Annotated in this window: 17 protein-coding genes, 1 tRNA gene and 1 pseudogene; 9 read left to right on the top strand and 10 right to left on the bottom strand. The window is 46.6% G+C overall.

Translation table 11 applies throughout. The features are described 5' to 3' along the window. The 3 genes from FC43_RS10665 to FC43_RS10655 form a co-directional block, all read right to left on the bottom strand. The coding region (locus tag FC43_RS10665; protein WP_235807623.1) for an RNA-guided endonuclease InsQ/TnpB family protein at positions 1 to 774 on the bottom strand (774 nt) is incomplete at its 3' end. Between the two features lie 572 nt (positions 775 to 1,346). After that, positions 1,347 to 2,021: a hypothetical protein gene (locus FC43_RS10660; RefSeq protein ID WP_019206708.1), complete on the bottom strand. Its 675-nt coding sequence runs from the start codon at positions 2,019 to 2,021 to the stop codon at positions 1,347 to 1,349. 29 nt (positions 2,022 to 2,050) lie between these two features. Beyond that, positions 2,051 to 2,605: an Lreu_0056 family protein gene (locus tag FC43_RS10655; protein WP_056955644.1), complete on the bottom strand. Its 555-nt coding sequence runs from the start codon at positions 2,603 to 2,605 to the stop codon at positions 2,051 to 2,053. Between the two features lie 121 nt (positions 2,606 to 2,726). On the opposite strand from FC43_RS10655, the gene FC43_RS10650 reads away from it, so the two are divergent. After that, complete coding sequence (locus tag FC43_RS10650; RefSeq protein WP_019206706.1) at positions 2,727 to 3,749, top strand: IS3 family transposase; 1,023 nt, start codon at positions 2,727 to 2,729, stop codon at positions 3,747 to 3,749. Between the two features lie 38 nt (positions 3,750 to 3,787). Here FC43_RS10650 and FC43_RS10645 read toward each other — a convergent pair whose 3' ends face one another. After that, positions 3,788 to 6,619, bottom strand: a complete 2,832-nt coding sequence (locus FC43_RS10645; RefSeq protein WP_056955643.1) for an SEC10/PgrA surface exclusion domain-containing protein — start codon at positions 6,617 to 6,619, stop codon at positions 3,788 to 3,790. Positions 6,620 to 7,005: 386 nt separating this feature from the next. Between FC43_RS10645 and FC43_RS10640 the strand changes: the two genes are divergently transcribed. After that, positions 7,006 to 7,350 (top strand): helix-turn-helix domain-containing protein, encoded by a 345-nt coding sequence (locus tag FC43_RS10640; protein WP_019206704.1) that lies wholly within the window; start codon positions 7,006 to 7,008, stop codon positions 7,348 to 7,350. A 64-nt stretch (positions 7,351 to 7,414) separates the two neighbouring features. Here FC43_RS10640 and FC43_RS10635 read toward each other — a convergent pair. From FC43_RS10635 to FC43_RS10620, 4 genes and pseudogenes are all read right to left on the bottom strand, one after another. Then, positions 7,415 to 8,119, bottom strand: a pseudogene (locus FC43_RS10635) (L,D-transpeptidase). A gap of 39 nt (positions 8,120 to 8,158) precedes the next feature. Beyond that, positions 8,159 to 8,905, bottom strand: coding sequence for a hypothetical protein (locus FC43_RS10630; protein WP_019206701.1), 747 nt, complete (start codon positions 8,903 to 8,905; stop codon positions 8,159 to 8,161). A 14-nt stretch (positions 8,906 to 8,919) separates the two neighbouring features. Continuing rightward, complete coding sequence (locus FC43_RS10625; RefSeq protein WP_019206700.1) at positions 8,920 to 10,287, bottom strand: zinc ribbon domain-containing protein; 1,368 nt, start codon at positions 10,285 to 10,287, stop codon at positions 8,920 to 8,922. A gap of 522 nt (positions 10,288 to 10,809) precedes the next feature. After that, positions 10,810 to 11,403: a DUF4767 domain-containing protein gene (locus FC43_RS10620; protein ID WP_019206698.1), complete on the bottom strand. Its 594-nt coding sequence runs from the start codon at positions 11,401 to 11,403 to the stop codon at positions 10,810 to 10,812. A 296-nt stretch (positions 11,404 to 11,699) separates the two neighbouring features. Between FC43_RS10620 and FC43_RS10615 the strand changes: the two genes are divergently transcribed. Both FC43_RS10615 and FC43_RS11325 read left to right on the top strand, forming a co-directional pair. Further along, on the top strand, positions 11,700 to 12,851 hold the full coding sequence (locus FC43_RS10615; RefSeq protein ID WP_156648406.1) for a hypothetical protein: 1,152 nt from the start codon (positions 11,700 to 11,702) through the stop codon (positions 12,849 to 12,851). A gap of 82 nt (positions 12,852 to 12,933) precedes the next feature. Further along, the gene (locus FC43_RS11325; RefSeq protein ID WP_019206696.1) at positions 12,934 to 13,662 is read left to right on the top strand and encodes a hypothetical protein; all 729 of its coding nucleotides are present in this window, start codon (positions 12,934 to 12,936) and stop codon (positions 13,660 to 13,662) included. Positions 13,663 to 13,749: 87 nt separating this feature from the next. On the opposite strand, the gene FC43_RS10605 is transcribed toward FC43_RS11325, so the two are convergent. Beyond that, positions 13,750 to 14,520, bottom strand: coding sequence for a CPBP family intramembrane glutamic endopeptidase (locus FC43_RS10605; protein ID WP_019206695.1), 771 nt, complete (start codon positions 14,518 to 14,520; stop codon positions 13,750 to 13,752). Between the two features lie 488 nt (positions 14,521 to 15,008). Between FC43_RS10605 and FC43_RS10600 the strand changes: the two genes are divergently transcribed. From FC43_RS10600 to FC43_RS11170, 5 genes are all read left to right on the top strand, one after another. Next, complete coding sequence (locus tag FC43_RS10600; RefSeq protein WP_019206694.1) at positions 15,009 to 15,320, top strand: hypothetical protein; 312 nt, start codon at positions 15,009 to 15,011, stop codon at positions 15,318 to 15,320. Between the two features lie 25 nt (positions 15,321 to 15,345). After that, positions 15,346 to 15,618, top strand: a complete 273-nt coding sequence (locus FC43_RS10595; protein ID WP_019206693.1) for a hypothetical protein — start codon at positions 15,346 to 15,348, stop codon at positions 15,616 to 15,618. 20 nt (positions 15,619 to 15,638) lie between these two features. Beyond that, complete coding sequence (locus FC43_RS10590; RefSeq protein ID WP_056955640.1) at positions 15,639 to 16,613, top strand: JAB domain-containing protein; 975 nt, start codon at positions 15,639 to 15,641, stop codon at positions 16,611 to 16,613. A 55-nt stretch (positions 16,614 to 16,668) separates the two neighbouring features. Beyond that, a tRNA-Ala gene (locus tag FC43_RS10585) sits at positions 16,669 to 16,741 on the top strand. 97 nt (positions 16,742 to 16,838) lie between these two features. Beyond that, a complete protein-coding gene (locus tag FC43_RS11170) occupies positions 16,839 to 17,012 on the top strand; it encodes a hypothetical protein (protein ID WP_019206690.1) in 174 nt (57 codons plus the stop codon). Between the two features lie 39 nt (positions 17,013 to 17,051). On the opposite strand, the gene FC43_RS10580 is transcribed toward FC43_RS11170, so the two are convergent. Next, positions 17,052 to 18,797, bottom strand: coding sequence for a hypothetical protein (locus FC43_RS10580; protein ID WP_019206689.1), 1,746 nt, complete (start codon positions 18,795 to 18,797; stop codon positions 17,052 to 17,054). Positions 18,798 to 19,038 lie beyond the last annotated feature (241 nt).

Below are 19,038 nucleotides of genomic sequence, written 5' to 3'. Positions count from 1 at the left end.
GACGTTGGCCACCCGCCGGTAATCACGCTGCAACTTGGCTCTCGTTTTGGCGTAATTTTTACTTTGGGTGGCCAACCGACCGTTGACCTTGCGCTTGTGGGCTAACACCCGTTGGTAATGCTTGATCCGCTTGTAGATTTTCTGGAGGTGACTGGGCAACGTATTGACCCGCCCTGCCGTGTAATCAAGGTGGCCGACATTAACGTCAACGGCCGTCTTGACACCGGTTTTCGGTTTTGCTGGCACCATAACTTCAAGGGGCAGACTCGCCCAGTACTGGCCGTTTTCCCGGTAGATCGACACGACTTTCAATTCACCGGTCAAGTTGCGGGCCCCTTTGAATTTAATGTCGGACCAGGTTTCCTTAACTTCATGCGGCTTGTCAAGGCGCAAGCGACCATTGACCAGCTTGGCCCGGTCGGTCTTAAAGCCCTGGCGGAGGGCCTTTTTCGATTTGAAGTGGGGCTTGCCCCAATCTGGTTGGGCCCGGTCAAAAAAATTCTGCCACGCTTTACCCAGATCAGAAATCGCCAACTGCAGACAGCGCGCCGACAGTTGAAACTGCCAGTCAGCCTTATTAGCGACCAATTCATCCCGAACCTTGCGTTCATTGGGACGTTGCTTCTTATCAGCAAGAATCACTGAAGCATCATACATATCGTTCCAAAGAGCCAGACCTTGATTCCAACAGTAGCGTCGGTAATCGCACAGGTTATCGAGCACTTTTTTCATCGTCTGATTTGGATATAACTTCACCTTTTGCGTGCGCAACATCATCGTCACCACCTCTCAAACCGCTAATTAAGATACGTGAGATCGTCAAAGTTCCAATAAACCGATCAAGCGATCGTATTGTTAACACTTTAATCATCTCACCGTTCCCTTCATTTAGCAAGTTTTTCGCTGGCATGACGCTGGCTATTTTGGTTAGCTAGTTCCCTAATGTCCATCCTACACTTTGTCTTTCTCACGGACATTAGAGAGCGTTATTCCACATTGTTCGATATTTTAATTAACAGTTATCTCCTCCTCTTTCCAAAAAGCACCGAACATGACCTGTATTCAATTTCATCCGTTAGTTCGCGTGTATGGCTGAAACTATCCCCCTTGTGATAACCACCAAGCGTTTATTAAGCGTTCTTTCACCCGATTTGGTTCCTGATCGTCACACTTCAATTATAGCCTAATATGGCCATGCGATGAATAACCATAAAAGAAGCAAGGTAAGCTTCCTACGCTTTTCGCCCAATATCCTCATCGCGTCACAACTGCCATAACAAAAAAAGCATCCCCGCTCCAACAATTAAGCGGGGATGCTTCGTTAAACAAACTTCTTTGTATCAGATTTAGTTTTGGCTCCGTTTTGACTCAATCTTGAGTTTATTCGCATGATTCAAAAGGACATACCACTTTTCTAATTTTACAGAATTATTAATTAAACAGTCATAGGTTTCAATGAACACCGACACAACGAGTAAAAGCATTCCAATGCGTACAGCCGGTAATAGAGCTGATTGAAAACTTAATTTAGTATTTTCAAAAATCAAATTCCAAAGATTAACTTTAGAATATAAAGCTTTTATCCCCAACAAAGTAAGTACAATCGTTATTGTTTTCTTAAAAACATCATTTTGGTGTTCACTTTGTTGAATCCTGTTTTCTAAGATATAAGTCAAGTACTCCCAATTGTAACGATGCCGTTTATTATACATCTTTTGGTATATATCATTATTAATATAAGAAATATTTGCAAAGAAACGTTTCTCTATCCCTCTCTTCATCAGATAAGATACCCTTAACATAAAAATAAATATTAATATTAAAACAAAAACACTGAATAAAATCGGGCAGCATCGAATACAAAACGTAGAAATCAAAACCACTATTACAAGTAGTGCAATTGGAATATATCCTAAAAGCCGCGACCAAAAAAATTTATTTCCATATTCTTTAAGCGCATCATCCATTCCCGGTTCATTCAATAACTTGTTTAAGTCCTTATCAATATCATAATTTTCCATACCAGTCTCCCTAATACCATCGCCATTAGCTATTCCTTCAGCTCATTCACATACCCTTGCACTTCTGCCTTTTGGGCATCAGTCACGTAGTAATCCTGCTTAAGGCGGTCCAAGCTGACCGTTGTGGTTTCATAGTGACCGTGAGCCACCATGTCGGCCCCTTCGTCAGTCCATTGCTTGATGATCACGTTGTTGCCTTCCTGCTTAAAGAAAATGTAGCTTAACTGACCACCATTCGTAGTCAAATAATTAAAGCCCTGTACTTCAGGACTATTGTAATTACTACCATAGTGCATCGTACCGCTGCTGAGGTATTCTTTAAACCAATCTGGGTTTTCAAGCAACGCCACCATTACCCCAACCGTCTTGTTATCCACCGTTGTATCCTTCGGGGTTGAAGTCGCCGTCGAACTAGTGCTGCTTGAAGCCGTTGCGCTGGCACTGCTCGTACTACTGGTGCTGACTACCTTACTGCTGGTATCTTTAGGCGCAGAATCCTTACTGGTCTGATTGCCACACGCCGCTAAGCCTAGGCCCAAGACCGTCATGGCAACTGCAACTGAGGCTACTTTCAGCTTATTCATTTTTGTTCCCTTCCCTAATCACTCATATAATCCAAAACATTCGCAAAATTTTTTGATCCGGCCTACACTGAAGCAAAAGCGTCCGTTCCACTATCTGGCTTGCTCAAAGGAGGTTTTTGTCATGGTTGCTTCTTCCGCCCAAATCGCCTTTACCGCCGCTTGTACGGCCCATCATTTAACGCCCCCGCTTACCAATCGCGTCAAGGCGCAATTGATCGACCAGCTGCGCGCTGACTATCCGCTTCAGGACCTCTTAGCCGCCGCGCAAATTGCCAGCAGCTCTTATTACGACGCCCGCCACCGCCAGTACCGGCAGGATGATCCCGCCTTAATCGACGAAATCGCCTTTTACCACGAGCACTACCCCGACATGGGCTACCGACGGGTAACCACTGAATTGCAACGGCTGGGCTGGGACATCAATCACAAGCGCGTCCTGCGCATCATGCAAGAGCACGCTTGGCAATGCACCCTCTACCAACACCCCGGCCGGGGCTATCGGTTTGATTCTTTTGAGGGGCATACTGGCCAAATCGCCCCCAACCGACTCCACCGCCGTTTTAAGACTGACCGGCCCTTGCAAAAAATCGTCACTGACATTTCCGAATTTCGCTGGGGCCACGAAAGCATTGAAGAGCGCGCCTTCCTCGCAATTTGCCTCGACTTGTTTAACATGGAAATCGTGACCTGGCAACTCGCCCCCGTGGTCACGGTGACCTTAGCGTTAAGCCCTGTGCAAGAACTAATCACTTACCGGCCCGCCCTCCCCTATCGAATGACCGTTCATTCGGACCGTGGCTACCAGTACCAGCATGCCCGCTTTGTAACCTACTTGAAACGCCATCACGTCTTTCAAAGCATGAGCCGCCAAGGCAACTGTCTGGACAACGCGCCGGTCGAAAGCTGCTTTGCCCAGCTAAAAGTCCTGACCGTCAACAACCATCGTTATCCTGACTACGCAACCCTCAAAGCCGCCTTGCAACACAGCATCGACTACTACAATTTCCGGGCTAGCAAGCAAGCGCTTGGTAAGTTAGCGGCCGTAGAATACCGGCAGCGGTGGGCCATCGACCACGATTTTCTCCAATTTGCGGGGTTCACCCCACTCACCAACGCCGCGAACAGGAAAAGCCCCGTCGTTTGACGGAGCCTTTTTATCTCTGCAACAGTGAAACAAATAATTTAAGCGCGGAACTTGCGGCGGCCACCGAAACCGATGAAGCCAAGCAGACTAGCCAAACCAAGCACTGCCCAGTTGGAAGAAGCTTGCGCAGCCCCAGTTTGTGGTAACTTAGCATCCTTAACTGCTCCAGCCGCTTGTTGAGCCGTTGCCGTCAAATGATTTACTTCTGCTTGGGCTACCTTGCCAGCAGCCGCGGCAACATGAGAAGCACCATTTACTACGGAAACAGTCATAGAAGTACCGGCTTGAGCACTAGTATTACCAGTACGGTGATCATTGCGGTTAAGTTGTTCAGCTTGGTGGGCAACCTGATTGTTCAGGTTGTCATGGGCTTGGGTCTTAGCGTAAGCTTGACGAGCCGTAGCCAAATCCTTTTGCGCGGTTTGGTAGGCTTGTTGCGCAGCAGCCAACGCTTGCTTAGCCTTAGCTTGATTGGCTTGGGCCGTTCGCAAAGCTTGTTGATCAGCATCCAATTGCTTTTGCGCATCAGCTAACGCCTTTTGGGCTTTAGCGTAATCAGCTTGGGCTTGTGGCAGGGTCTTGGCCCGTTGTTGCAGATCCTTCAGCTTAGCTTGACGGTCAGTCAATTGCTTTTGAGCATCCTTGAGCGCTTGATCAGCCTTAGTCTTAGCGGCTTGAGCTTGATCCAGATCCTCTTGAGCTTTGCTCAAAGAACTGTTGTTAGTGACCGGATGGGTCTTCATTGGTTCAACCATCCAGCTGTCCCAAATATAAGCACCGACACCAGGCGTAGAAGCATACTTGTCACGAGCGGCTTCAAACTCTTTGAGGGCTTGTTGCAACTTTTGATAGCCAGTAGGATCGTCAGCAATTAAAGCGGCCTTGTTGCGAGCATCTTGTTTAACAACATCGTTTAAAGTGTCAAGAGCTTGCTTGATTCCTTGTTGAGCTAGTACCGCTTTAATTTGATTTTGTTGATCAGCGGAAATTCCGGCTTTAGCAAAGGCTTGATTTAGATTATTAATGGCGTACTTACTTTCATTAGGAGATGCCTTCAATGCAATGACGTTGTTACCGATTGATGTGGAGTACCTTTCGGCCTCATCATCACCGTTTAAGTGGTAGAGGTTAGTAGGATTACCATCAGTAGCGTAGGCACCACTAGCGGTTAAGAAGTGCATTTGACCAGAGCGAACCCAGTTTTGCCACCAACCTTGCGGAGTGACGTTGTCAAAGGCAAAGCCACCGAAGGCTGTACCTAAGAAGTTAGAAGTGTGACCCCAGTTGGAAGTGCCGTCGTTGAAGAGACCTTCGCGGAGGTTGAGCCAGAGGGCGTGCTTGAGATCATCCATGTTCTTAATTGGGAAGTTATCACGACGGGCATCAACGTTTTCGCCATAAGCCCAAACATTGTCCTTGTTGGCTAAGGCGCGGGTATCGTGGCCACCCTTGTCAAGGTAGTGCCAGTTGTCCTGAGTGTAAACTTGAGCGGCGTGCTTGGCAGCTTCAAGCATGGTGGTGTTAAAGCCGACAAATTCACCAACACCGTCAGGACTTGGGAGGTGGAGACGAATCTGATTAAGGATGTCCATACCGAATTGGTTAAGTTCAATCAGATGTTGATCAGTCAACTTGGAGAAGTCGTAGGTGATGGAACCATCAGCATGCTTGACAGCAATTTCAGGGAGGAGTTCTTGTTGGTCCTTAGCGGTGGAGTGCCAAGTTAAGGACTTAGCCCACGGGGTGAGGTTGTGGTCGTAGTAGTCGGTGAGACTCTTGTATTGTGCCGGAACTTTGAGGTTGGGATCAGTAGCTCCATCTTTACCAAATTGGTTGGCATAGTACTTCCAAGCGTTAAGCTTGCTTAGACCAGGGTAAAAACTGTTGGCCAGAGCAGCTGAATCCCATTTGCCGTCATTGAGAGCGTTAATAGTATTATGGTCAAGGTAATTGGCATATACATTATGATTGGTTTCAACTGCTTGTCGTGCTTCAGGAGTGAGGCTCTTACCACGAAGAACGGCGGCTTGATCTTGGGCGTCGCTTGACATTTGATCACGGTATTCGTCCATCGCATTTTTAAGATCTGCATTCGACGGGAGATTAGAAGGTAACGACAATTGACCATGATCACGAAGAGATTGTTGATAGAGAATGTTGAGGTATTTAACTTGTTGTTGATCATTGATTTCACCAGATGGTGTCCAGTGGTAAGCATCTTTGACCCAGTTATCAGTGCCATCGGTACCTTGATCAAAATCATTTTCGGCTTGTCCCATTTTGATCTGCGCTTGCAGATATTCTTGGGCGGCTTGAGAAGCTTGCGCGGCGGTGTTCTTGTTGCCAGCTTGGGCTTGGTCAACAGCTTGTTGCGCGCGAGTGACGGCCGTTGCCGCTTGATCAGCTTGTTGTTGGGCTTGGTTAGCGGCTTGTTGGGCTTGCGCAACGGCTTGGGAAGCTTGGTTGACTTGGTCAGACGTGACCGTGGGACCACCGGCTTGGGCAGATTGAACCGCTTGGGAAGCTTGGTTCACGTGGTCCTGAGCCGTTTGGACGGCTTGTTGGTCAGTGGCAACCGCTTGGTGAGCCTGGTTAAGTTGACCTTGCGCGTGGTCGTAAGCCGTTTGGGCTTCGTTTTGTGCTTGGGTGGCTTGATCAGCCTTGGTTTGGGCCGTTTGCAGGTTGGCCTTGGCCGTTTGGGCTGGGTCGGTCGCCGTTTGTTGGACAACTGGTTGGTTGGGTTGATCAACCGTGTCGGCGTGGGCAACATTAGTTGAAACTAAGGCCCCACCGGCTAAGGCGGCAGCCGTCCCGGTCAAGCCTAAGAGCATTTTAACTTCGCCCTTTTTTCGATTATTTTGTTTTGTCATTTTAAAACTCCTCTCGAAAAGCATTTTTACAATTATTGAACAATAGCTTAAATAATTATCTTTTTACGAAAATGACTATTTAGTTGCTACATAGAAATCTCCGTCACAGAAATTTTTATTGTCCTTCCCCCAAAGTTGCACCTTCACACTTTTTACCTAAAAATTGCTTTTTCTTCATGAATTCTTGGGCTACCGGCGCAACCTTCGCTATCACTCCCCTATTTTTTATTTCTCGGTCATTAAATGACCATATTTGGCTACATTTTTAATGTATACTACTTGCAACTGACCAAATAAAGACAATATTTAATTCACCTTTTAAGAACTTATTTTATTAAGCACCAACCACTATTCTTGAGGTAAAACCAAAGATTGGAGACAATCAAATGAACAACTACCTCGGAAAAAATATCGCCACGCAACGCCACGCTGCTCGCATGACGCAAGAACAACTGGCCGAACTCAGCGACATGACGATTAACTACCTGTCCAAAATCGAACGGGGCGTCGTCAAGCAAATCGGGGCCGGCAGCCTCTACCGGATTGCCAAGGCATTGAACGTCTCGATGGAATCCCTGGTGGAAGGCACGACCGAAGCGGCCCCGGCCGTTTCTCCTCAGCGCCAGTTGCTCAATCAACAATTAGACCGGCTGGACCCGATCCAAAGTGATGAATACAGCCGCTTGTTCTTCGACTTGCTCAAGGTCGCGGAACGTCCGACGGATCAATAACGCAAAAAAAGCAGCTCCCCGCCAAAGCTGGTGCAGGAGCTGCTTTTCCTTTTGAAGCTTATTTTTACGAATTTTGCTTGATCAGCTGTTTGAGGTTACCCGAATCAGAAATCACGACCTTGGTTCCTTGCTTGATATTTTGGTACATCCACTTGGCATCGGCGACCGACAGGCGGACACAGCCGTGGGAAGCGGCCTTCTTACCGAGCTGGTTGGCTTCGCTTTTAATGAAGTTGCCGTTGGCATCGGTCGGGACGCTGTGGAAGAGGTAAATCCCGTGGTCCTTCCAAGAAACCCAGTACTTAGCCCCTTCCCCACTGCTTTGGTTGTAGAAGAAATCCCCCCGTTCGGCTTCGATTTGGAAGGTCCCGGTCGGCGTGGCATTGGCGCCCTTCGTCCCGGTCGAAGCCAGCATGGTGTAGAGCACCTTACCGTGGTCGATCAAATAGGTCCGTTCGGTCTTTTTAGAGACCAAAATCCACATCCCTGGGTGCTTGTTCACGTCCGGGTAGGCCTGTTTTTATGACGGCCGCATCCAGTAAGGCGTGCTTTGGGCGTGGCTGAGCACCGGAATGGCAGTTAGACTCAGCAAGGCAACGCCCAGGGCTACTAAGAGGGGCCTGATTTTCTTCAGTGAAAAGTGCATGGTAGATCCTTTCTCTTCTTTTTGCGTGGCAGGCCGCCAAGGACCTAGCCAGATCGTAACATTTAGTAACGCGATCGATAATACCACAAGAAGTTGGCTAAGAAAAGGGCAATTGGCATGCATAAAAGGCACCCCGAAATTTCTGAGTGCCTTTCTTGCTAATTAACTATCCGTATTAATCGTCACTTGGTTTTCCAAACCATTTGTCTTTCCAGCATCAACTGCCTTTACTACCTCATCCGCCTGCAAAACCTTAAATGGTTTGGCGTTTTCCTTAGGCTTTCCTGCATACAGGTAGATGCTGCTCCCATCTTCTTCCATGGTGTAGCCGTCAGTTTGACCGGCAGCATCTGCTCCATCAACCTCAATTTGGTAAAAGACTCCGGCACCCGGCGAGGAAAAGCGTTGGGAATCGGACTGTCCCAATTGCAAGGTAATAGGCCTCTTCAACGCCAGCAATTTACCCCATTCCTTATTTGACTTCGCTCCAAGCGTAATAATCCCAGCAGCGGCTTCCTGTGGAGTTAAACTTGAGAGATCCGTTGCCATTGGTTGACTCGCGTCACTAGCCAGCGTTGAGCTAGTGGTTGAAGTCTGACTGCTTTCTTGCGTCGCCGGTGAAGATTCTGAACTAACTGAACTACTCCCCTGTTGCTTTTGAAAGATAAACCAGCCACCAATTAAGATTCCCAACAAGATAACTAATCCTAAGACCACTAACCACTTTTTTGACCAATGCTTTCGAGTCACCTTTTTAATCTTTGGTGGTGTCACTTCGGCTGGAGTAGGAGATGGGGAGTGAGTCACTTTGGACTTAGGGGCTACTGCTTCTTCAAATTTGTAACCACAATTAGCGCAAAATGCCTCCCCTTCGTGCCGTTTTGCTCCGCAATTTGGACAATATTCCATCCTTACTCCTCTCCTTACTTATCGGGTTCCGGGAAAACAGCTTTTTGGTGTTTTGTTTGTGCCTTAGTAAGGACCTCACCTTCCCCACCGTAGTAACCAATAAATCGTTGATTATAAATTTGTTGGGATAACGTTCCTGTAATTGTTACATCTTTATCCCAACGATGGTAACCAAAGATACCTTTAGTTAATTTCTTAGTGTCTAAAGAGTTATCAAATGCAGTCCATGCTTGGATCAATTTAAGGTGTCGTTTATCATCAAGATGGTCTATGCTTTCATCATCAAGTCCTTTTGCTTTACCTTCCGCCCATATTTGTTCTGGAATTCCGTAATAGATATCAAAAAGAAGTTGCTTTTGTTTCTTATTCAAGTTGTTATAAATCTGACTATTTGTACTACTATTGGTATCAAAATAGTCAATTGCCTGATACGTTAATCTTTGACCTACCACCTTATTACCAGATGCATCAGTGGTATCCTTAAAAGACACCTTGTTCTTATCCGGTGAATGGTATTTTGTATGCTTAATGTTATAAATTAGGCCTTTTGCCATGTTATTAATAAAAAGTTCTTTAGTCTCATTGCTTTCTTCTTCAGTATTAATGAAAAGTTCATGTTCTTCTTCTCCTGATGAATCGGGAACCCCATCAATATCAACTGATGGTGGAAAAAAACGAGGATTAGAAAAATGTGGCACTCCTCCCATTGAAAAATCCTTACCTTGTTTATTAACCTTTATGCCCAAAGCGTCATATCTTCCCTTAAGAAAACGTATTACATCATCGTCACCAAAGAAATCATCTTGTTGTCCAACTTGGTTCTTATCATCAAGCCAATTTTGGACCTCAGTTGCTGAAATATCAAAATATTTCTTATCCTGTTCCTTCGCTAACTTAATTGTCTGCCGTTTGGAAAGCTTACTGATTCTCCCTAAAGTAACATCGTTATCTTGAATTTGGTACGCCGTAAGTTTGCCGCTTCCTACAACGAAGATGGTCTTAATTACCGCATCTTTGCTAGCGGTCCCTTTCACGTCATACCAAACGTGACTTCCCGGTTGCTTTACCTGTTGGCTCAACGAAATTGTCTTCGGTGCAAACAATCCGCCGTTGCTAATGAACCGTTGCACGCCAAAAAGGACCAACAAAACCGCGATTAAGCCTGCAACCCTTTTCTTGGTAAACCAAGCTTTAAACCGAGAATTTTTCAAACCTGAAAAATTAAGGCCACTCAAACCCTTGGTTACTTTTTCAGTTAACTCCTTGGCTGATGCGCCCAACTTATTCGTTTGAAAGTCCGGTTGAGCTTTGCCACAGTACGGACAAAACTTAGCCTTGGCTTTAATTTTCTTCCCACAATGCGCACAATACTTTTCTTCCATACTTGATCACCAAACCTTCACTTCTTTTCAACTCCATTGCCTCATATTCACCAGTACTAGCCAACAAAATGACGCCATCTTCTTTGTAAACTAATAATAATACTTAGTAAGTAGCCTTTTATGGTGAATTATAATCGGACTTAATTCAAAAAGAAAGCATATTTTAAACTTTTTTTGCTCCATTCCATTCATTTATTCTTTGTGAAAACAGCTTTTGAATAAGACTAACGACCTTCTCTTTCTCATCTCTGCCGTTCATTCTACAAACGATCCTTTTAAGCTGGTGATCAGATTTTCCAATCAAACGGTAAATATTAAGTTAACACTACCAGCGCAATAACATTCTTTTAGCGGAAACTACAAACAGCATAAAAGTAAATAATAAGCGTACTAGTGACTTATGGCTTTAAACCTTTGCCGAGCGCAAACAGACAAAAGAAAAGACTGGCGAGAAATTACTTTTCTCCCAGTCTCAAACTATGCTTAGTTTTTACAACTATACGATCATTCTTGAAGCTCTACTTATTTTTGTTCTGCTGCAATCCGGGCAAAAGCATTGGCCACATCGGCATTCTTGGTTGGGTGGAAAATTGGATAGCCGTTGGTCATTTCATCAACCAAGGCGACTGGTTGCCCATCGTGGAAGGCAAAGGCATAGGTAATGTGCTGAGCAAAGTGGGAAGAATAGTCGTAATTGTACATTGCCACGACATTATAATTGTAGGGACCTTCACCCGTTGGTGCCCACCCCATCGAAACCTTTTCGTCATTAACAGTAGCAACATTAAACCCATCTGGATATGTTAAGCCGGGGTGTGTATGGAGTGGGTTAACACCATCATATTTCACATAGCTTTGCCCCATCGTTGGCGCCCATTGATTAATAAAATCGGTCAATTCTTGGTCCTTTTGCTTATCCCACGGGGTTGTCGCATGTGATTCCTTTGTCGCACTGCTGCTTGAAGCTGCTGCTTCCTTTTGAGAAGGTGCACTGGACTGTTGCTGACTGGTTGACGATTGGTGGGTACTTTGCTTTTGCGACGTACTTTGTTGACCACACCCAGCGAGGGCTAGTGCACTGGCCATCATCAAACTGGCTAAGAAAATCTTTTTCATTTCATCCTCCTAATAAAGTCACCAAAAAATAAATCTTTTCAGGTTAATTAAACAATTATCACTTCCAAAATGCAAGCTTCATTTTACTTAACCGATTCCCTTACTCATTAAATTAACAACAAACTGTTTTCTATTTTAAATTAATCAAAAAGGGCCTATTTTTAGATGGTATAATGTGGTCATAATTTAAGAAGGAAACGTGATAAAAACGTAACCTAATTTAAAATCGGGAGATGAAGTTCATGGTACAAGCATTTAATATGAACCGGGAGCAACTGACTCAAACCTTGGAAAAGTTGGACAATGATTTTAACCGGTATGCCTACTTATATGCCATCTTGGAAGGAAACTTACTGTTACAACAGGCATATTCCGAGTTAAAAAATCAATTTAACAAAAAGCCTGAAGATTTTCGCGAGCGCGCCGTCGCTGAAGTCAACACTACGCAAAGAACTAATTATGCTCAAAAAATGGAAGAGATTAAACAAATCCGTCATCAAATCGATGAAGCTAATTCGTATAGCTACATCAAAGAACTGGTCAATCAAGCCAAGCGGAATTATTTAAAAATGTGGAAACAATCTAAGGCAAAGGCCATTATCTTAGCGATCTTTACCATCTTATTATGGTTTTCTGGAATTTTACTTGGCGCACTTTGGACCGCCGCAGTTATCTTTTTCTTAGGAAACAAAGATGACGGACAAAAAAATCAAAAACCTGAAGTGCCACAAACTACCTACGCGGAATTAGCAAAGCGAGAGGAACGACTCAACGACAAGTTAGCAACTTCGATCAATGAAACTCAAAAAGAAATCTGGCAAGCTGAATATGAGAAATTCTGCAAATTACCAGAAAATCAAGAATTGATCGAGGCAGCTATTGCGCGAACTCAGAGTTATCTAGCTGAATTTCTCGCCCTCAACTTTTCTAATTATCAACTTTTTCCGGCAGTATACCGCGACAATCGTTCCCTTCACGACTCGCTTTACTTCTTGCAAACCGGTCAAGCCAGCAATTGGAAAGACTGTGCTCAACTGTTGGCCCAACAGGAATTTCAACAAAAACAATTAGCAGAAGTGCACAATCAAACCTTAAATCAACAAGCAATGCTGAACAATCAAAAAGAAATGATCAACAACCAAAAACAACAACTGTCCAATCAACAGCAAATGCTGATCAACCAACAAACCCAGATTGAACAATTAAACGATGTTAATCAAAATATTCAAAATCTCAATAAGCAAATTGCCCAATTAAGCGGGACGGTACGTCGCCACGGAGTTATCCAAGAAGCCCAAATGGCAGCTATCATTCATAAACAAAGCAAAGAAATTTTCCAAGCCCAACGGTTCCATGAACAAGACTTAATTCGAATGCAAAATTCAGTCAAAGCCATTACCAGTTCTGCTGATTATAATACTTCTTACCTTGCTTCGCGCATCGGATAATTTGTTCAGTCGCAACCCAGAACGTTCAACTAGTTTTCTTTTTAATTCCACACTAAACAAAGCAAAAGAAACAGGTGATTACATGACAAACTACACATCTGCCAACCTTCAAATTGTCAAAGATCCCAAGCTGGATGCCTATGTGATCATAGACCAAAAAACAGGAAAAGTTCTTTTTGATCACATTGGTGAAGGCTACGAAAGTTATTTTGCTGCTAAAAATGTCTACTGCCACAATCAGCCAGTCGAAGAACCTCATTGGTCCCAGCTTAACAAAGCCGCCGTTGAGATCTTAACACAACCGATTGTGCCCGGTAACCTCCACTATGTTGCCCCGCGAAGAATCATGGGAAAGCAAAAATGGGATGCCCTCAAACGTCAAAAACGCCAATCAGCAAACCACCACTGCACAGTTTGCCAACGGTATGTGCCTCACCGTGACGGTGACTGGCTGTATCTTCACGAAAAATACCAGTACGACTTTGAAAAACGAATTGAACATTATGTTGGCTGTGCTTCCGTTTGTTACGAATGTCATATGTACATTCACCAGGGTTTATTACAATTACAGAGTCTGGAAGGTGACCTTAGCTTCGATAAAATGCAATCCATTCTGGCCAGAGGCAATCAAATATTAGAAAGATTTGGTCTCCAAGCCATCGAACCACCTGAAAGTTTTGAGGAAGATGATTGGAAGCTTGAATTTGAAGGTAACTTCTACCGTCGGCTAACTGAAGCTGATCTCCGTAATTCCATTGATCCAAGCCGAATCAAGGATGGCGATATCATTCAAGTTAGCGAAAATGATTAATAAACATTGATAATGTATTAAAAACAGGCAGCTGCTCCCTTGATCTTAAGGAGTCAGCTGCCTGTTTGCGTCAGTCTAAATTATTGTTCATCGTTCGCAAAAAATGATTATTAGATTAATAATGACGGAATAGGTGTTCCACGTCGCATGAATTGCATAATTGAGAAGCAGCGAGCGGTAACGGTAGTAGTTATAAACCATGACTAAACCGATCATTGCATATTGACCGCAATAAAAAACAAAATTAGTTACGGGCAAGTTGCCGTGGCTCAAATCTGGTACTTGTCCCATGACATGAATGTAGGTAAACAGCCCTAAAGAAATAACTGCGGCAATTAAGTTACCTCGTTTGGATTGATATCCATGGGGGCGCATGATCAATAATCGAAAGACAAACTCTTCAAGCGCCGGCGCCAAGAAAATAGCAGAGACAGTGATCACGATTCCAGAACTAGGATGTTGGAGAAAAGAATTAATTGCCGCTTGATTGCTTGAGATTGCCCCTTTGTTAAAATCCAAATGCAAGCCATGGTTGCCAAACCACGCCCAACTGTTAGCAAGACACCATAAGATGATGACTTGCAACCCCACGTAAAAGGGATAATTTTTAACCGGTGCTTTTAGGCGAGCTTCTTGGTAGCTAAAGACGTAGCGAACTAACCAATAACCAAAGAGCAAGCTAACAACAATTCCCACAACAGGAGTAGCGTCCTTAGCAAAATCTTCGTAAAGACTAACAATCAAAGTTTGACCCAGAAAAATCAAGAATCCCAAACCGAAACTCCACCAGAACGTTTTTGGAATGGTACGAGTGGCTTGCTTAGACCATTGTAGATGTGCTTGGTACAAATGATACATGGTTCATATTCCTTTCTTTTTAAGTCGTGTAACTCAGCAGAACTATAATGAACCATGAAAGGATACATAATCAAGGGTCAGATAAAGTTATATTAGATACCAGTCATCACTAATTTTACCAACCAAATAATCGTCCTGCAGCCCCTATTATCCTTGAAAAATAACTTAACTTCCTCTATACTCAAGAAGTCGTGGCTCACACGATATGGTTAAGTCCCCACTAGCCATATCACGCACGTCTCCCTAATAGCTTGCTTCACACGGTTTCATCGCAGGCTGTTAGGGGTTTTTATTTATTCGTGGGCGGTGATTTTAAATTTCTTGAGCGTTTTAGTTGCATTTCCACCCTGCGTGAGCTATATTTGAGCCGTACCTACATAGCCGTGGCTGCGTAATTTGCGTCGCCACTTCCAAAGAGTCATTCGATTTTAGACAAGCCCTTAGTGCGTCTAAAATCGAGTGACTTTTTTCATTTGGAGGTATTGACAATGCAAGCAACCTTAATTACTCAGCTGTGCCAGCTGCAACAAGCTGGTTATCGCTTCACCCGGGTCCAAGCCCACTACGCCCTGGAAGAATTACTGCCCGCCGCCATGGATGCCCATTTGGATCAGCTGGCCGACACCCCGGCCTTTGTGGACCGGGGCCAGCTTAAATCCGGCCGCCGCCAATTCTTGCTGATTACTTACCACCGGCAAGTCCTGAAGACTCTGTGGCTGCACGGCCCCCAAAGCGAGCGGCAATTGGCCCGCTGGTGTACCGAGCAGCTGGCCCAGCTGCCCACCCGTCGTGACGCTTAGTTTTCATTAATTAAGGAGGTGCCTTATGGAACAATTTCCCCACATTACCGATATCGTGATCACCGTCGACCAGGACTTGCAACTGGAGACCGATTTCCGCCTCAGCCAAAAGCAACGGATCCAACTGGCGGTCAACCACGAAGTTACCCTAAGCTACTTGACCTTTAAGCCCTTCGCCAAAAAGGCCCACCAGTACCTGGCCATGACCAGTGAAGACGACCGTTTTTGGACCTGCACCCAGGATCTGGTCACCTACGACTACACGATTCGACTGCTGCCCGACCCGATTGCCCGCTAACCAGTTAGGAGGTAATGAGAATGTTCACTACTACCCCTACCCTCTCCGAAATGCACTACAACCTGCGCCTGCAAGATTTAATCTCCGCCCAGCGGGTCACGCCTGCCCCGCCCCACTACCACCTCACTGACGCCACCCAAGATCTCTTCCAATTTATGCCACAGCTGCTGGGCAAGCGGGCCCAGGAAGAAAGCTGGGTCGCCTACCTCAGGCAGGGCCGGCTGTGTCATTTAGATCCCGTCGCCCAGGGGGACCTGGCCTACACGCCGCTAACCACCTTTGCCATCCACCAGCGCGCGCTTTGCTACCAGGCGGACGGCTTCTACCTCTTTCACAATCACCCCGGTGGCTGTCCTCAGCACTCGCTGGAAGATCAGGCGGCGACCCAGCGCTTGATGGCAATCGATCGCCTGATGCGTTTTAACTTTCTCGGCCACCTGGTCGTCACGCCCGCGGGTTGCTACTGGCCCAATGGACAACTGGTCGTCAGCGGCCAATCTGCCGTCACGGCTGCCACGCCCACCAGTCGCTGGCTGGACTGCCAACTGGACGAAAAATTGCAGCCAATCTTTGCGGCCCACGGTCCCCTGCACAGCGCCAAGGCCATCGCGAACTGGGCCAACTTCGCCGTCACCCACCACGGCGAATTCTTTGATACCCCCGGAAGTCAGCGGGTGATTTGCTATTTTAATTACGACCTGACCCCAGTCGCCTGGCTGCCCGTCCGGGGTGATCTCACAAATGAGCACGTCCAACAGGCGATTTCGGCTGGTGCTTTGCTGACCAACACTCAGTTGCTCGGCCAAATTATCTTTGCCGGCCTCAACGTCAGCCCCACCCAGTTAGACCAGCAACTCCACGCCGCCGTCCAGGAACCGGTCGATTGGGTGAACCTGCTAGACCTCCACTTAATCGATACCATTGTGTTGAGCACGGACTTCCCTGCCAACACGGTGACCTACGCCGCTTGCAGTGAACGGTACGTCATTCCCTAATCTCAAAATTAAGGCTTAACGTTTGGCTAATGGCCTGCTATAATAAAGCTTGTACGGGCCATTAGCTCAGTTGGGAGAGTATCTGCTTCGCATGCAGGGGGTCGCGAGTTCGAATCTCGCATGGTCCATTATTATCGATGAAAAAAGGGTTCTGGCAGCAAGGCCAGAACCCTTTTTGTCATTTTATACTTGCATGCAAATTTCATAATAGGAAGGAAACTTACCATGAAACCCTTAAAACCGATCCCGCTTGAAGATTTAATTGACCTTATTTGGGCGGGCCTGCTCATCATTTTGTCCTTTCTGCTGATCGCTAACAACCCGAACGCTTTCTTGCTCGGGTTTGCCAGCGCCATTCGTTATGCTAATCGGCTAATTACGTTTGAATCTCGCTCTTAACGATTAAAGCGGTGCGCCCAACCGAGCGCACCGCTTTTGCTATTTCAAGGATTCGTTTTTGAAGTTGGCCACGTTGCCGAGACTCTGCCCGTTGACCAAAGTAGCTTTAAAGCTCAACTGGTCACCGGACCGCATGAGGTTGGCCCGCGGGTAGTCATCGGTATCGACCGTGTAGACGGTCGGATCATTTTGCAGGGTGAACATCACCTTGTTTTTGGCGGCCACGATCGCCACCCGGTCAGCCACCCCGTGGACTGCCTTGTGCTTGGTCCCTGGCGTATTGCCGACCTTAGCTCCACTATCGGTCAAAGCCTGGCGGAAATTGTCCAGGGCACTGGTCGGGCGGTCGCCATTGCCGTGCAGGGACTGATCTTGGGCGTCCAAGTAGTAGTACCCCCGGATCGCCGCCGAGCGGTCAAGGATCGTCATTACCCAAGTCGGCCGGCCGTTGACATTGTAGAGAATCGGCATGCTGGCCCGCCACTGTTGGGCCCGGTAATTTTGATCAGCATTTTCCTTGGCCCCCGAGCTGTCCATGATCCCGTTGGCCGTATAGAAGGTTAACTTCCCGGTCCGGGCGTTGATCATTGAGTAGCCCATCGCTGAGTCGGCCTTGGTGTTCGGATTGGTAAAGTCGGTAAAGTAACTGATTGAGCCGTCGCGGTTAAAGATCGAGGTCACCCCGTCTTCGGGTCCGTTATTGGTGGGCTTGATAATGTCGCGCTTGCCAAAGTAACGGTTCCAAAAACCATGCACGGCGATCCCGTAGTAACGGTTCATCTCCGCGGCTGCCTCACTGGTGATCCCCTCATCAATAAATTTCGGCATTTCATTGAGGGCATAGGTCTTTTGCTTCCCCGTCTGCGCATTCATGACCACCACGTGGAGGTGGCGATAATTAGGCCGGTGACTGAGCGGTTCCGCCCGGTAGACGGTTTGCACCCAGTACGGGATTCCGGCGTTATCGATTTCCAGCTGGGGTTTACTCATCGTCAGCCAGGTCGGATTGTGCCGGTAGATCTGACGGAAGGCATCGTGATTAAAGTAGGCGCTAGTCGCGTAACGGTACGGCATCTTGACGAATTTAGGCACCGCATTTTGGTTCGTTGCGTCCACAATGAAGTAACCCGGAATCTTCCCGGCCCGCAGCATGGCCCAAAAGCCGCTGTATTCGACTGGCACAACATAAACGGCCTTCCCCCGGTAGTATTGCGCCTGGACATTATCGGCGATCTGGAAGTACTGACTGTGCGGAATATCCGAAGCCGACTTGCGCACCCGGTTTAACACCGTCTTGGGCGCCATCGCTACCGGCGTTTCGTTGCGCTTAAAGGTCGGGGCTTCCTTGGCCGGACTTTTGACCTTGGTGATCGAATTCCAGGTTGGCTTTAATGACAGGTAGGAGTGCAATTCCCCCATTCCGGCAAGCAAAGCCAAGGCCACCAAGGCGCCAGCCAGCCACCGCGGTAAGCCCGGCGCCGGTTCGTTCACAACTTTTTTCTTCTTAGAGTGTTTTTTACCGCGCCAGCGGGCCGTCAGGTTGACCGTGGTGGTTTGGGCGACTAAAAGGGCGTAGTAAAGGCCCCCTAAAATGGCGTTGCCTAATAAAATATTCAACAGGTTCCGGGACGGTAAGGCAAAGTAGACCAAAAGTCCCGTTGCCAACAACCAAAGGATCAGCCAGGCCAGGTTCCACCGCCAGTGGCGGCGGGTCCCCGGCCGCGTCAAGCTGACCAGAAAGATAACAAGCGTACTACACAGGTACGCCCCCGTGATGGTGAGCATAAGATTCCCCTTTCGTTTGGATAGCGTTTTCTTTATGATACCAAATTAACGATCTTTTAGACAAATCCCAGCAATTGTCGCAACTTACAGATTACTCCAATTGCGCCAGCTCAACATCGGCTCGCGTCAGAACTGTGCCGCATCATCTGGATCCTCGAGATATTATCCCCAATGAATAATCTTTTGTCACTTTAATTGAAGGTACAAAAAAACCGCCTGCATTGATGCAGACGGTTGAAGT

Source organism: Limosilactobacillus ingluviei DSM 15946 (assembly GCF_001435775.1).
GTDB lineage: Bacteria > Bacillota > Bacilli > Lactobacillales > Lactobacillaceae > Limosilactobacillus > Limosilactobacillus ingluviei.
Note: the sequence above shows the minus strand (reverse complement) of the source record. Positions and strands in the feature narration are given on the sequence as shown.

Bases quoted from the DNA above. Each gene is read 5' to 3' on its own strand.
- FC43_RS10605 (WP_019206695.1), bottom strand. From the start codon at position 14,520: ATGTATCATTTGTACCAAGCACATCTACAATGGTCTAAGCAAGCCACT.
- FC43_RS10580 (WP_019206689.1), bottom strand. From the start codon at position 18,797: ATGCTCACCATCACGGGGGCGTACCTGTGTAGTACGCTTGTTATCTTT.
- FC43_RS10600 (WP_019206694.1), top strand. From the start codon at position 15,009: ATGCAAGCAACCTTAATTACTCAGCTGTGCCAGCTGCAACAAGCTGGT.
- FC43_RS11170 (WP_019206690.1), top strand. From the start codon at position 16,839: ATGAAACCCTTAAAACCGATCCCGCTTGAAGATTTAATTGACCTTATT.
- FC43_RS10660 (WP_019206708.1), bottom strand. From the start codon at position 2,021: ATGGAAAATTATGATATTGATAAGGACTTAAACAAGTTATTGAATGAA.
- FC43_RS10640 (WP_019206704.1), top strand. From the start codon at position 7,006: ATGAACAACTACCTCGGAAAAAATATCGCCACGCAACGCCACGCTGCT.
- FC43_RS11325 (WP_019206696.1), top strand. From the start codon at position 12,934: ATGACAAACTACACATCTGCCAACCTTCAAATTGTCAAAGATCCCAAG.
- FC43_RS10630 (WP_019206701.1), bottom strand. From the start codon at position 8,905: ATGGAATATTGTCCAAATTGCGGAGCAAAACGGCACGAAGGGGAGGCA.
- FC43_RS10595 (WP_019206693.1), top strand. From the start codon at position 15,346: ATGGAACAATTTCCCCACATTACCGATATCGTGATCACCGTCGACCAG.
- FC43_RS10655 (WP_056955644.1), bottom strand. From the start codon at position 2,605: ATGAATAAGCTGAAAGTAGCCTCAGTTGCAGTTGCCATGACGGTCTTG.
- FC43_RS10620 (WP_019206698.1), bottom strand. From the start codon at position 11,403: ATGAAAAAGATTTTCTTAGCCAGTTTGATGATGGCCAGTGCACTAGCC.
- FC43_RS10590 (WP_056955640.1), top strand. From the start codon at position 15,639: ATGTTCACTACTACCCCTACCCTCTCCGAAATGCACTACAACCTGCGC.
- FC43_RS10645 (WP_056955643.1), bottom strand. From the start codon at position 6,619: ATGACAAAACAAAATAATCGAAAAAAGGGCGAAGTTAAAATGCTCTTA.
- FC43_RS10625 (WP_019206700.1), bottom strand. From the start codon at position 10,287: ATGGAAGAAAAGTATTGTGCGCATTGTGGGAAGAAAATTAAAGCCAAG.
- FC43_RS10650 (WP_019206706.1), top strand. From the start codon at position 2,727: ATGGTTGCTTCTTCCGCCCAAATCGCCTTTACCGCCGCTTGTACGGCC.